Source organism: Pseudomonas sp. 5C2 (assembly GCF_034314155.1).
GTDB lineage: Bacteria > Pseudomonadota > Gammaproteobacteria > Pseudomonadales > Pseudomonadaceae > Aquipseudomonas.
This window is the reverse complement of record NZ_JAVIWH010000002.1, coordinates 1495028-1507842: the sequence shown is the minus strand read 5'-3', so window position 1 is coordinate 1507842 and position 12815 is coordinate 1495028. Positions and strand designations below refer to the sequence as shown.

Sequence of the window (12815 nt, the reverse complement as noted above, 5' to 3'; positions counted from 1 at the left end):
GTCTCGAATGTTTAAGCGGCGGCCTGTAAAGCGCTGGTGATCACCAGGCCCTGAGCGTCGAACAAATGGCAGTGGGTGCTGTCCAGGTGCAGGTTCAGACTCTCGCCATGCTGGCTGGCCAGATCTCCGCGGATACGCAGGGTCAAGGCTTCACCTGATGAAGTGCGCACATGACAATACGTGTCGCTGCCCAAGCGCTCGCTGACGTCGGCGATTACCTGCATCTGGCAGTCTCCTTCCCTGGCGATGTTCAAGTGTTCCGGGCGTATGCCAAGGGTTACCGCGCTGCCGACACTCACGCTGGCGCCGGCCAATGGCAGGTTGATTGTGGTGCCAGCGTCCAGGGTGACTTCGCAGCCACGGCTGTCGGCACGGCTGACGGTGCCCTTGAGAAAGCCCATTTTCGGTGTGCCCAGAAAGCCTGCAACGAACAGGTTGGCTGGATGGTGGTACAGCTCCAGCGGCGAGCCGATTTGTTCAACCTTACCACCGTTGAGGACCACGACCTTGTCGGCCAGGGTCATGGCCTCGACCTGATCGTGGGTCACGTAGATCATTGTCGCCTTCAGCTCTTTATGCAGGCGTGACAGCTCCAGGCGTGTTTGAACGCGCAACGCTGCGTCGAGGTTGGAGAGGGGCTCATCGAACAGGAATATTTTTGGGTTGCGCACAATTGCCCGGCCGATGGCCACGCGCTGGCGCTGACCGCCGGAAAGCTGTTTGGGTTTACGCTCCAGCAGCGGTTCCAGTTGCAGGATGCGCGCCGCTTCGCTGACTTTGCGCTCGATATCGGCTTTGTTGCCACCGGCCAGATCGAGGGCGAACGACATGTTCTTGCGCACGGTCATATGCGGATACAGGGCGTAGGTCTGAAATACCATGGCCAGGTCGCGCTTGGCCGGGCTGACCTGGGTGATGTCTCGCCCATCAAGCTCGATGGTACCGGCAGTGACTTCTTCAAGCCCGGCGATCAGCCGCAATAGCGTGGATTTGCCGCAGCCGGAGGGACCGACGAAAACCACGAATTCACGGTCGCGAACGTCCAGATCGATGCCCTTGATGATGGCGTGGCCGTCGAAGCCTTTTTGCAGGTTTCTGATACTCAGGTTAGCCATGGTGACCTCCGTTCTGTTCTGTTTTTATTCTAGAAAGGTAGAAAGACTATTTGACGGCGCCAAAAGACAGGCCGCGTACCAGTTGTTTTTGGCTGATCCAGCCGAAGATCAGAATCGGCGCGCAGGCCAGGGTCGAGACTGCCGAGAGCTTGGCCCAGAACAAGCCTTCCGGGCTTGAGTAGGAGGCGATCAGGGCTGTCAATGGCGCGGCATTGGACGAAGTCAGGTTCAGCGACCAGAACGCCTCGTTCCAGCACAGGATCAGTGACAGCAGGGCTGTGGACGCCAGGCCACCTTTGCAGATGGGTACTAGCACCCGGAAGATCTCTTGCAAGGTCGTGGCTCCGTCCAGTCGCGCGGCTTCGAGAATGTCCGGCGGGATATCCTTGAAGTAGGTGTAGATCATCCATACAACAATGGGTAGGTTGATCAGGGTATAGATAATGATCAGGGCGAATCGGGTGTCCAGCAGACCGAAGGTTTTGGCCAGCAAGTAGATCGGCATCAGCACGCCCACCGGTGGCAACATCTTGGTCGAGAGCATCCACAATAAGGTGCCTTTTGTGCGTTTGGTCTCGAAGAAAGCCATGGAATAGGCCGCCGGTATGGCGATCAGCAGGCACAGGGCCGTGGCGCTGAAGGAGATGAGCACCGAGTTCCAGGCAAAATGGAAATAGCCGCTGCGTTCCTCGATGTGCAGGTAGTTCTCCAGCGTCGGGCTGAAGATGAACTGAGGTGGCGTGGCGAAAGCGTCGATTTCGGTCTTGAAGCTGGTCAGCACCATCCAGAAGATAGGGAAGAACACCAGCGCCGCTATGGCCCATGACAAGGTGCCGAGCACCAGGCTCTGCACGCGACGGGATTGTTTGAGCGTCATCATGATAAGGCCCTCATGACTTATCGGTGAGGTTTTTGCCAATCATCCGAATCAGGATGATTGCGGCAATGTTGGCGATCACCACGGCAATCAAGCCGCCAGCCGACGCCATGCCGACATCGAACTGCAGCAAGGCCTGGTTATAGATCAGGTACGCCAGGTTGGTCGAGGCATAGCCCGGACCGCCGTTGGTGGTGGTGAAAATCTCGGCGAACACCGACAACAGGAAAATCGTTTCGATCATGATGACCACGGCAATGGGCCGGGCCAGATGCGGCAGCGTCAGGTACCAGAAAATCGCCAAGGGACCGGCGCCGTCCAGGCGCGCAGCCTCTTTCTGCTCCTGATCAAGCGATTGCATGGCCGTCATCAGGATCAGGATGGCGAAGGGCAGCCATTGCCACGATACGATGATGATGATCGACAGCAGCGGGAAGTGGGCGAGCCAGTCCACCGGCTGCGCGCCGAAAAATTTCCATACAGCGGCCAGAATTCCGGAAACCGGATGGAAAATCAGGTTCTTCCAGATCAGCGCGCTGACCGTTGGCATGATGAAGAACGGCGAAATCAACAACACCCGGACGATGCCTCGACCGAAAAATTCGCTGGCTTCCAGCAGGGCTGAAATCAGGACGCCGAGAATCACGCTGATCGCCAGCACACTGCCCACCAGCAATAAGGTGTTGGTGGCGCCGGGGATGAAGCCACTGTCAGTGATGAAGTAGGTGAAGTTTTCCAGACCGACGAATTCGTTCTCGCCGGGATTCAGCAGACTGTAGCGAATCAGCGAGAAGTAGATCGTCATGCCCAGCGGCACAATCATCCACACCAGCAACAGCAGTATGGAAGGGCTGACCAGAAACCAGCCGGGTTTGACCCTCCGGCGTTTGGCCTTGGGTTGTTGGCTGGACGTAGCCAGACGGGGGTTAACGGCTGAGGTATTCATGATGACTCCGAGCCTGGACGCAAGCGTGAACACGGTGTCGAGGGGCAGAGGGCCTCTCGACACCAGCGATAGTCAGAGGACTACTTTTTCGGGTAACCCGCTCGTTTCATGTCCCGCTCAGTGGAGTTTTGCGCGGCGACCAGGGCGGCATCGACTGTCATCGTACCAACCAGGGCTGCGGAGAATTGCTGGCCGACCGACGTGCCGATGGCCTGGAACTCAGGGATGGTCACCAACTGGATACCGACATAAGGCACCGGTTTTAGCGTAGGGGTCTTGGGTGTCACTGCCTTCAACGATTCGAGGGTGATCTTGGCGAACGGTGCAGCCGTCATGTACGCCTCGTTGTAGGTCGAGGCGCGAGTGCCTGGTGGCACGTTGGCCACGCCATCTTTCTCGGCAACCAGTGCGGCGTACTCCTTGGAAGTAGCCCAGGTACTGAAGGTTTTGGCGTCAGTCTGGTTTTTTGCGCTGGTCGGAATGGCCAGCGCCCAGGAGTACAACCAGGCAGAGCCTTTGTCTGTGACCTCATGCGGCGCGTAAGTGAAGCCGACATGGTCGACGACCTTGCTTTGAGTTTTATCGGTCACAAAAGAGCCCGCAACGCTGGCATCCACCCAGATCGCACAGTTGCCGCTGTTGAACAGGGCCAGGTTTTCGTTGAAACCATTGCTCGATGCGCCAGGCGGCCCGGATTTTTTCATGGTTTCGACGTAGAAATTCAGTGCGTTTTTCCACTCGGGTTGATCGAACTGAGGTTTCCATTGCTCATCGAACCAGCGTGCGCCGTACGCATTGGCAACGGTGCTGATCAGCGCCATGTTCTCGCCCCAGCCGGCCTTGCCGCGCAAGCAGATACCGTATTGTTCTTTGTCACGGTGGGTGAGTTTTTCGGCGAAGCCGGCGATCTCGCTCCAGGTTGGGCGTTCAGGCATCGTCAGGCCTGCGTCCTTGAACAGATCGGTGCGGTAGTAGGTCATCGAACTTTCGGCATAGAACGGCAGGGCATACAGCTTGCCGTCAACCGACAGGCCATCGCGTACCGATGGAAAAACGTCATCCAGCGCGTAGCTGGCAGGCAGGTCTTTCATCTCTTCCAGCCAGCCTTTCTGACCCCACAACGACGCTTCGTACATGCCGATGGTCAGCACATCGAACTGGCCCCCTTTTGTGGCGATGTCGGTGGTCAGGCGTTGGCGCAGAACGTTTTCTTCCAGCACCACCCAGTTGAGTTTGATATCAGGGTGCTGTTGTTCGAAGGTTTTAGACAGGCGTTGCATGCGAATCATGTCGCTGTTGTTGACCGTGGCAATGGTGACTGTACCGGCGACGGCCGTGCTGCCAAGTACCAGGCAGGTGCTGGCGAGTAGCGCTTTTACTGAAGCCTTCATCGATCTCTCCTCTCCTGCGCTCTGAGAGCTGCAGAAGGTCAGTTATTGTTTTTGTATCTTCCGGAGGCAAGGAAGACTGTGAACTGATTACAACGGTCTGAGGGAGAGATGACAAATCCTGCACTGCACTCAAACTGATACTTTTTTGCACTCATGGCGCAAACGGAAATGCATTGAAATATCGCTCCGGCATAGCGTCGGGCGGTTTCAGCGTAGTTGAAGGGGGCGAAGGTGGGGTGAATCAGTACAGGTTTTGTTCGGTCAGTCGCTGGACGGCCAAACGACGATAGTGCGAGGGCGTCATGCCTTTGAGCTGCTGAAAACGCCGATTAAAATTGGAAATATTATTGAAACCGGACTCGAAACACACATCGGTCACCGGTTTATTGCCATCCGCCAGCAGCTCGCAGGATTTACTGACGCGCAGGCGATTGACGAACTCGACGAAGCAACGGCCAGTCGCCTGCTTGAACACCCTGGAAAAATACGTCGGTTTCATGCCCAGATACTCGGCGACCTCTTCAAGAGGCAGCTCGCGCGCGTAATGAGCGAAGATGTAATCCACGGCGCGGTTGGTGCGGTCGATGCTGTGTTCATCGGCCAATTGCGGCGAGGTCGTGCCAGAGAGCAGTTGGACGTCATCACTCGCGGCCAGAAGCTCCAGCAATATGAAAAAATGCCCCAGCCGGCTGATACCCCTGCTGTCGGCGATTTTTTGCATCAGCTTCATCGCCTGACGGATCGTGCGTTTGCAGCGAAACTCGATTCCGTATTGTGCGCGCTCCAGCAGTGGGGTCAGGGTCTTGAGTTCGGAAAACACCTGGTTGCCGCTCTCGAACAACTCGTCGGTGAAATTCACCAGCATGTCGCGTTTGACCACCACTTCGTCTTCGCCGACCTGACTGATCCAGTTATGTGGCAGGTTCGGCCCGGTCAAAAACAGGCTTTCAGGGTAGAAGTTACCGATGTAATCGCCGATGAACACCTTGCCCGAACTGGCGACGATCAGATGCAGCTCGTATTCCTTGTGAAAATGCCAGCGCACCAAAGGACAGGGAAAACCATGCTCGCGATAAATGATCGACAGCCCGTTATGGTCGTCCATCAGTTCGTAGGAGGGGTCGGTTATTCTTGTTGTTTTGGTCATGGACTGGTCGTCGATGGTGATTCGCTCAGGTCCTAATGTGCACTATTTGGCTGAGCGGTAACATGGACTTAACAAAGGGTCGTATGAAAGGGTACGAAATGAGGATGACCGTGGTTTTGGATGTGGGCTCATGAAGAACATTCTGCTGATCGGCATTGGTGCGGGTAATCCAGAACACATCACGGTTCAGGCCATTAACGCGCTGAACCGGACGAACGTGTTTTTCATCCTGGACAAAGGCTATGCCAACGACGATCTATTGCGTTTGAGGAAGGAGATTTGCCAGCGCTACATGACGCGCGACGACTACCGCGTGGTGCAGGTGCAGGATCCGCAGCGCGAAGACGATCCTCAGTCCTATCAGGCGGGCATCGAGTATTGGCATGAGCAGCGTGCGGTGTTGTTCGAGCAACTGATTGGCGATGAAGTGGCTGAGGGGGAGGTTGGCGCGTTTTTGATCTGGGGCGATCCGTCGCTGTATGACAGCACTTTGCGGATACTCGACCGGGTACTGGAGCGCGGCGCGCAGTCGTTTGAGTATCAGGTCATTCCGGGCATTACCAGCGTTCAGGCGTTGGTCGCCCAGCACCGGATACCGTTGAACCGCATTGGCGAGCCAATCCAGATCACCACCGGCCGGCGACTGGCGCAGAGCCCGGAGGGGGATATCGATAACGTCGTGGTGATGCTCGATGCCCATTGCACGTTTGACACACTGACCGACACAGATTTGCACATCTACTGGGGTGCGTATCTGGGCACCCCGGATGAAATCCTGATCACAGGAAAACTCAAGGACGTCAGTGCTGAAATTCGCCGCGTCCGCGAAGCTGCCAGGCGCGAGAAAGGGTGGATCATGGATACATATTTGTTGCGTAGACCACGCTGAGGCCTTCGCCCGCAAGCTGGCGAAGAAAATACCCGGATATCAAACTGAAGTTCGATTCTTGGCTTCGATCCATTGCGCCATGTATTGGGTACTTTTGTGGTGGTGGTGACGTAGCATGGCACCGGTGAAGTTGTCGGTTCGATGCTGCTGCAGGGTTTGGCGGCAGGCCTCAATCCGCGCAATCAGGCTCGCGCAGTGCTGCTCGTACTGATAGCGCGCACTCACTATCGCCCAGCCATTGGCTTGCGCCTGTGCCCACAGGGTTTTGTCCCGATAGAGCTCGACGGCTGCAGCAGCGATGGCGCTGGCGCTACTGGCTATCGCGCCCGGCCATGGCAGGTCGCCGGCCATGGCTTCAGCGCCGATAGGCGTGGTGACATTCGGGGTGCCGCAGAGCATGGCGTCGACGATCTTGCCTTTGATGCCAGCACCAAACCGCAAGGGTGCCAGACAGACTCGCGCACCGGACATCACCTCCAGTGCATCTTCCGCCCAGTTCATGACATGAAACCCCTGTGCTGCGTTGTGCAGGGCAGTGGCTTTGGGGGGGGTGTAGGCCCCGTAGATGTGCAGTTGCGCAGACGGTAGCTGTTGGCGAATCAGTGGCCAGATCGCATTTTTCATCCATAACACCGCATCCCAGTTCGGCGCGTGGCGAAAGTTACCGATGCTGAGGAAATGCGCGCGGTCTTCGAAAGGTCGCGCAGTGGTCGGTGTGCCATTGAGCATCAGTGGGCACCAATGCAGTAATGCCATGGGGAGCTTGAACTGATCGACGAGCAGATCGATTTCTACATCGGAGATCATCAGGCTGATGTCGGAGCGATAGATCGCGGCAATTTCGCGCTGAGCCAGGTCACTGGCCGCCATGTACGGGAAAATAGCTTGAGGTGAGGCACTGAAAAATTCATAAAAATCATCAAGATCAGAGTCTTTCTTTAGGTGATCCTTGAGTAGTTGATGCCGAGCGTCGCGCAGGCTTTGCAGGTCTGAGGTTTCGAGAATGCGCAGCGCGTCGGGGCAATGCTTCTCCACGCGCCAGGCAAATTGTTCTTCCATCATGAAACGGTCGAACAGCACGATGTCTGGCTTGAGTTCAGTGATGAACACATCGAAGCTGCTGTTATTGAGTTCGATGCTGACTTCGGCAATGCCGAGAGCGGCGAGATCAGCTTTGTGTTCGCCTTCGCTCGCAGGGCTGCTGAAGGTGATTTGCCAGCCTTGACTCAGGAAGCACTCGATCAACTGCATCATGTGACCACCCGCTGCCGACGAGCGCGGTTCTGGCCAGACATAACCAATGATGAGCACGTGGGTGGGAGTGCTTGAGTGGGGCAGGCTCATGGGAGGGGGTTCTGGGTGATCGAGGGGCGTAATTAAACCACAGGTTTTGGGAGGCATCACCGATACGCCGAAAGCGCGACAAAAAAAGCATCGACCCCTTGAGGGGGCGATGCTGTTTGTGATTACTCAGTCTTGAGTTTGCGCCAGTCGTCGGAGCCCGAAGTGCCGCTGACTTCATGGGTCCAGGAGATTTTGCGATAGGTGAAGTAGACGTCTTCAAGGTGAGTGAAGTGCGACTGTTTCGGGTCCTGGCAGTTTGGCATGTGCGAATGCACTTCAACGATCAGTGCATCGTCCAGTTCGATGGTGAAGTAGTGCTGTTGAGTGCCCTCTGCCGAGGTGCGGAACCACTCCAGGCGGCATTTGCTCAGGAGTTCGCCGGAGGTCAAAGCCGCGAAAATCAAAGGCGAGGACTTGTCGAACACCTTGGTGATCATCAGAGGTTTGTGTACGCGTTGGCCGGTCGGTTGGCCGGATTGAGGGTCGCGTGGAATGATGATTTGATGGTCGAAGGCTTGAACCAGGATTTGGTCTTCATGACCTTCCTGATAGATGTTGCCGACCGAGTCCTGGGTAAAAGTGCCTGCGGTGATCAGGCCCTGTTTGGTGCCTTCGATCTTCAAATACGCGGGTGTTGGCATGAAACGCTCCTTTCAGGATAAACAGAGGGTGTCCGTAAAAACTAATGCGTTGCGGACACTGTTTCATCTATCAAAAGCCATGCCGTAAAATATAAATTGATATAAATCATATTGATAGCGTTATTAGTTAAAGCTATTTAGAGATGTATGGTGGGCGTTTAACTCCGGTTGAGCAAGTTCTTGCTCATGCCGACGGAGCATCCTGCGCATAGGATAAGGGCCCTTGGAAACCGGATCAGGCAAGTTTTCGGGGTAGTGGCGGGTTTGGGTTGTGCAGGAAATTGCGTATCAGGCCTTTTGGCCCAAAATCCCCTTCACCTTGCTTCGCAACTGATCGATGGAGAACGGTTTGCCGATGACGTCCATACCTTCCTGCACCTCGATACTTTCTGCATACCCACTGGCGAACAGCACGGGCAGGCTGGGCCGTAATTTCCGGGCCTCGGTCGCCAGATCGCGGCCATTCATATCGGGTAGTCCCTGATCAGTCATCAGCAGGTCTATGACTTTCTGACCGTCGCCCAGGTGGGCGAGCGCGTCTTTACCGTCAGCGGCTTCGAGCACGCTGTAATCCAGCTCTTCAAGTACGTCGACGATCAACATGCGTACGATGTTGTCGTCTTCGACCACGAGGATGGTGCTGGTGGGTGCGGACATAAAATGTTCCCTGAAAAAAGACAATAATTCGCAGCTGATTGTTTCTGACAGCATGTTAATGAGTATGTAAATGATAGCGACAAGTTCCCTCTAGCAGGAAAAACTATCCATTTGGGTTCCTTTCTGCTCTTTTTTCACCCTGATGAGATTTTTTGTAGGCCGTTTCATGGTGCTGTGCCTGAATTTTCTGCTTCATGTGCTAGAAAAACAGTCTTTTGCAGATGTTTCCTGCAGACTCTGTCGTTTCGATGAATTCGCCCGGACCTTTTGATGAACCCTCCGTCTTCGATTGACGAGCAACGCTTCCGTAAAATGTTGGGCCGCAACATCAGTCTGCCGTTGGGTGTCGGTGTGCTGAGCGCTGTTTTTTTTATCTCTCTGATTACCTATTTATTGACGGTGATCCAGTGGGTCGAACACACCGACCGCGTGATCAACAACGCCAATCATTCGCTCCGGCTGTCCATCGATATGGAAACGGGCATGCGCGGCTTTCTGCTCACGGGTGATGAGCACTTTCTCGATCCCTATGAAGTCGCCAAACCTGGGGTGGTGGCTGAACTCAAAAGTCTGGACCAACTGGTTGCCGATAACCCTCAGCAACTGGATCGCTTGAGGCGTCTGTCTGCCCTGCAGGATGAATGGAACGATTTTGCCCAGGAAATGATCACGTTGCGCCGAAAAAATGGTGATTATCAATCGGCTATTGCCGCCGGTCGAGGCAAGCGTCTGACCGACGAAATTCGCAGCGAATATGATCAGATCGTGGCGATCGAGCAGCAACTGCGCATCACTCGCAACGAAGACGTCACGCACACCACGATTCTCACAGTGACCTTGTATTTGATTTTTGTGGTGCTGATCAGCGGCTTCCTGGCCTACATAGGCCGGCGCGATATGTTTGCGTTATCAAAAAGTTACCTTGAGAACCTGAAGCTGCAAGAGAATAACGCTCAGCGCTTGCAACACGTGGCGTGGTTGCGCAACGGGCAAAGCGAGCTGGCAGAACAAGTGTTGGGGCAGCTGACATTGAACGTGCTGGGCCGCAATGTGTTGCAGTTTTTTGCCCAATACCTGGGCTCTGTCGTGGCCGCGATGTATGTCCGTCAGGAACATGGTGGCTTCACGCGTGTGGCATCTTACGGGTTTTCCCGCGAGCAGGAACAGCACGAGCAGTCGATCTACGGCGGCGAGGGCGTTATCGGTCAGGCTGCGCTGCAAGACAAGATCATCACCCTGGACGATGTGCCGGGTGATTACTTCAAAGTCAGCTCGGGTCTGGGCGATGGTTCGCCGCGTAGTGTCCTGATCGTGCCAACCAGCAATGACGACCAGGTCAATGGCGTGATCGAGTTGGGTTTTTTGCGGGCCTTGACCGAACGCGATGTCGAGTTCCTCGAGGTGATTTCCGACAACATCGGCACCTCGATTGAAGCGGCACGTTACCGCCAGCGCTTGCAGGACGTACTCGCCGGAACCCAGCAGCTCAATGAAGAACTGCAGGTGCAGCAGGAAGAGCTTAAAGCCGCTAACGAAGAGCTTGAACAACAGTCACACATCCTCAAGGAGTCTCAGTCCCATCTGGAAACCCAGCAGGCAGCTCTTGAGCAAACCAATGAGCAGTTAGCCGAACAGGGCCAAGCCCTGGCCGATCAGCGTGATGCGTTGGACCGCAACAACGAAGAGTTGAATATTGCGCAGGTTGAACTTGAAGCAAGAGCTGAAGAGCTGCAACGCTCCAGCAAATACAAGTCTGAATTCCTTGCCAATATGTCTCATGAGTTGCGAACGCCGCTTAACAGCTCACTGATTCTGGCGAAACTGCTGGCGGAAAACCCGACAGAGAACCTGACGGCCGAGCAGGTCAAATTCGCCGAGTCTATCTATTCGGCAGGCAACGATCTGCTGAACTTGATCAACGACATTCTCGACATCTCCAAGGTCGAAGCCGGCAAGCTCGACATGCGCCCGGAAACTACCAGTGTGGCGCGGTTGGTCGAAGGCCTGCGGGGTATGTTTCAACCCATGGCCGCAGACAAGAAACTCGACTTTCAAGTCGAATTACAGGCGGGCGCGCCAACGCTGCTGTTTACTGATCGCCAGCGCCTGGAGCAAGTACTGAAAAACCTGTTGTCCAACGCGATCAAGTTCACTGAGCGCGGCAGTGTCAGTTTGACCGTATCGCGGCAGCCGGGCGAGGGCATTACCTTCACCGTGCGCGACACTGGCATCGGCATCGCCGAAGAGCATCAGGAAAGCATTTTCGAGGCATTCCGCCAAGCCGACGGCACCACCAATCGGCGTTACGGTGGCACCGGCCTTGGGCTGTCGATTTCCCGCGATCTGGCCAAATTGCTGGGTGGCTCGATCTCCGTCACCAGTGCGCCAGAGCAGGGCAGCATTTTCACCTTGGTGGTGCCTGAGCAATACGTTGAGCAGGTCCAACTCGAATATGGCGAACAGCCGGTCGCGGTCGCAGCACCTGTCATGGTGATGCCACCGGTCATCCCCGTTGTAGTGAAGGTTCCGACACTGCCAGCTATTCCAGACTTTGCCGATGATCGCGACAAGGCACCGTTCAGTACCCGCTGCATGCTGGTGATCGAGGATGAGGTCAGTTTCGCGCAGATTCTTTACGATCTGGCTCACGAATTGGGTTATCAATGCCTGGTGGCCCATGCCGCTGACGAAGGGTTCAACCTGGCGGCACAGTTCATACCTGACGCGATCCTGCTGGACATGCGTCTACCGGATCACTCGGGTCTGACCGTGCTACAGCGCTTGAAAGAACTGGCGCCGACCCGACATATTCCGGTCCACGTGATCTCTGTAGAGGATCGCCAGGAAGCCGCGATGCACATGGGGGCCATCGGTTATGCGGTCAAGCCGACCACCCGTGAAGAATTGAAGGATGTTTTCGCCAAGCTCGAGGCCAAGCTGACCCAGAAGGTCAAGCGCATCCTGCTGGTGGAAGACGACGCCCTGCAACGCGACAGTATCGCGCGATTGATTGGCGACGATGACATCGAGATAACCGCCGTCGGGTTCGCTCAGGATGCGTTGGATCTGCTGCGGGATAACGTCTACGACTGCATGATCATCGACCTGAAACTGCCTGACATGCTTGGCAACGACCTGCTCAAGCGCATGTCCACCGACGACATCTGCTCGTTTCCGCCCGTGATCGTCTACACCGGGCGCAATCTGACCCGGGATGAAGAAGCCGAGCTGCTCAAGTATTCCCGCTCGATCATCATCAAAGGTGCGCGTTCGCCCGAGCGTTTGCTGGATGAGGTGACGCTGTTCCTGCACAAAGTCGAATCGAAACTGTCCAGCGAACGCCAGAAAATGCTCAGGACCGCCCGCAGTAGAGACAAGGTGTTTGAGGGCCGTAAAATCCTGGTGGTCGATGATGACGTGCGTAACATCTTCGCGCTGACCAGTGCCCTGGAGCACAAAGGCGCGGTCGTTGAAATCGCTCGTAATGGTCGAGAGGCCATCAACAAGCTTAATGATGTCGACGACATCGACCTGGTGTTGATGGATGTGATGATGCCCGAGATGGACGGCTACGAAGCGACCGTGGAAATTCGCAAGGATCCACGCTGGCGCAAGCTGCCGATTATCGCGGTGACGGCCAAAGCCATGAGAGACGATCAGGAGCGCTGCCTGCAGGCGGGCTCCAATGATTACCTGGCCAAGCCCATTGACCTTGACCGTTTGTTTTCGTTGATTCGCGTATGGCTGCCAAAAATGGAACGGTTCTGATTCATTGAACGTATCAGGCATTGAAGCCACTAAGTTGACT

The 12815-nt window shown here is 55.6% G+C and carries 10 protein-coding genes; 2 read left to right on the top strand and 8 right to left on the bottom strand.

Translation table 11 applies throughout. From position 1 onward, the window contains the following. Positions 1–11 precede the first annotated feature (11 nt). The 5 genes from RGU44_RS07580 to RGU44_RS07560 all read right to left on the bottom strand — a co-directional run bounded on the left by RGU44_RS07580 (position 12) and on the right by RGU44_RS07560 (position 5476). The gene (locus RGU44_RS07580; RefSeq protein ID WP_322179130.1) at positions 12–1115 is read right to left on the bottom strand and encodes a sn-glycerol-3-phosphate ABC transporter ATP-binding protein UgpC; all 1104 of its coding nucleotides are present in this window, start codon (positions 1113–1115) and stop codon (positions 12–14) included. A gap of 46 nt (positions 1116–1161) precedes the next feature. Continuing rightward, positions 1162–1995, bottom strand: coding sequence for a carbohydrate ABC transporter permease (locus RGU44_RS07575; protein ID WP_322179131.1), 834 nt, complete (start codon positions 1993–1995; stop codon positions 1162–1164). A 10-nt stretch (positions 1996–2005) separates the two neighbouring features. Beyond that, entirely contained in the window at positions 2006–2938 is a 933-nt protein-coding gene (locus tag RGU44_RS07570; protein ID WP_322179132.1) for a sugar ABC transporter permease, read from the bottom strand. An 80-nt stretch (positions 2939–3018) separates the two neighbouring features. Then, on the bottom strand, positions 3019–4329 hold the full coding sequence (locus tag RGU44_RS07565; protein ID WP_322179133.1) for a sugar ABC transporter substrate-binding protein: 1311 nt from the start codon (positions 4327–4329) through the stop codon (positions 3019–3021). A gap of 241 nt (positions 4330–4570) precedes the next feature. Continuing rightward, positions 4571–5476: an AraC family transcriptional regulator gene (locus tag RGU44_RS07560; protein WP_322179134.1), complete on the bottom strand. Its 906-nt coding sequence runs from the start codon at positions 5474–5476 to the stop codon at positions 4571–4573. Between the two features lie 130 nt (positions 5477–5606). Between RGU44_RS07560 and cobF the strand changes: the two genes are divergently transcribed. Continuing rightward, the gene (cobF, locus tag RGU44_RS07555; RefSeq protein ID WP_322179135.1) at positions 5607–6365 is read left to right on the top strand and encodes a precorrin-6A synthase (deacetylating); all 759 of its coding nucleotides are present in this window, start codon (positions 5607–5609) and stop codon (positions 6363–6365) included. Between the two features lie 39 nt (positions 6366–6404). Here the strand turns inward: cobF and RGU44_RS07550 are convergent, their stop codons facing one another. From RGU44_RS07550 to RGU44_RS07540, 3 genes are all read right to left on the bottom strand, one after another. Then, entirely contained in the window at positions 6405–7709 is a 1305-nt protein-coding gene (locus tag RGU44_RS07550) for a glycosyltransferase (protein WP_322216510.1), read from the bottom strand. A gap of 122 nt (positions 7710–7831) precedes the next feature. Further along, a complete protein-coding gene (locus tag RGU44_RS07545) occupies positions 7832–8350 on the bottom strand; it encodes an Hcp family type VI secretion system effector (RefSeq protein ID WP_322179137.1) in 519 nt (172 codons plus the stop codon). 288 nt (positions 8351–8638) lie between these two features. Beyond that, positions 8639–9007, bottom strand: coding sequence for a response regulator (locus tag RGU44_RS07540; RefSeq protein ID WP_322179138.1), 369 nt, complete (start codon positions 9005–9007; stop codon positions 8639–8641). A 270-nt stretch (positions 9008–9277) separates the two neighbouring features. On the opposite strand from RGU44_RS07540, the gene RGU44_RS07535 reads away from it, so the two are divergent. Then, entirely contained in the window at positions 9278–12775 is a 3498-nt protein-coding gene (locus tag RGU44_RS07535) for a response regulator (RefSeq protein ID WP_322179139.1), read from the top strand. The last annotated feature ends 40 nt before the right edge of the window (positions 12776–12815 follow it).

Coding starts and splice junctions, on each gene's coding strand:
- RGU44_RS07550 (WP_322216510.1), bottom strand. CDS start 7,709: ATGAGCCTGCCCCACTCAAGCACTCCCACCCACGTGCTCATCATTGGT.
- RGU44_RS07580 (WP_322179130.1), bottom strand. CDS start 1,115: ATGGCTAACCTGAGTATCAGAAACCTGCAAAAAGGCTTCGACGGCCAC.
- RGU44_RS07560 (WP_322179134.1), bottom strand. CDS start 5,476: ATGACCAAAACAACAAGAATAACCGACCCCTCCTACGAACTGATGGAC.
- RGU44_RS07570 (WP_322179132.1), bottom strand. CDS start 2,938: ATGAATACCTCAGCCGTTAACCCCCGTCTGGCTACGTCCAGCCAACAA.
- RGU44_RS07540 (WP_322179138.1), bottom strand. CDS start 9,007: ATGTCCGCACCCACCAGCACCATCCTCGTGGTCGAAGACGACAACATC.
- RGU44_RS07575 (WP_322179131.1), bottom strand. CDS start 1,995: ATGATGACGCTCAAACAATCCCGTCGCGTGCAGAGCCTGGTGCTCGGC.
- cobF (WP_322179135.1), top strand. CDS start 5,607: ATGAAGAACATTCTGCTGATCGGCATTGGTGCGGGTAATCCAGAACAC.
- RGU44_RS07565 (WP_322179133.1), bottom strand. CDS start 4,329: ATGAAGGCTTCAGTAAAAGCGCTACTCGCCAGCACCTGCCTGGTACTT.
- RGU44_RS07545 (WP_322179137.1), bottom strand. CDS start 8,350: ATGCCAACACCCGCGTATTTGAAGATCGAAGGCACCAAACAGGGCCTG.
- RGU44_RS07535 (WP_322179139.1), top strand. CDS start 9,278: ATGAACCCTCCGTCTTCGATTGACGAGCAACGCTTCCGTAAAATGTTG.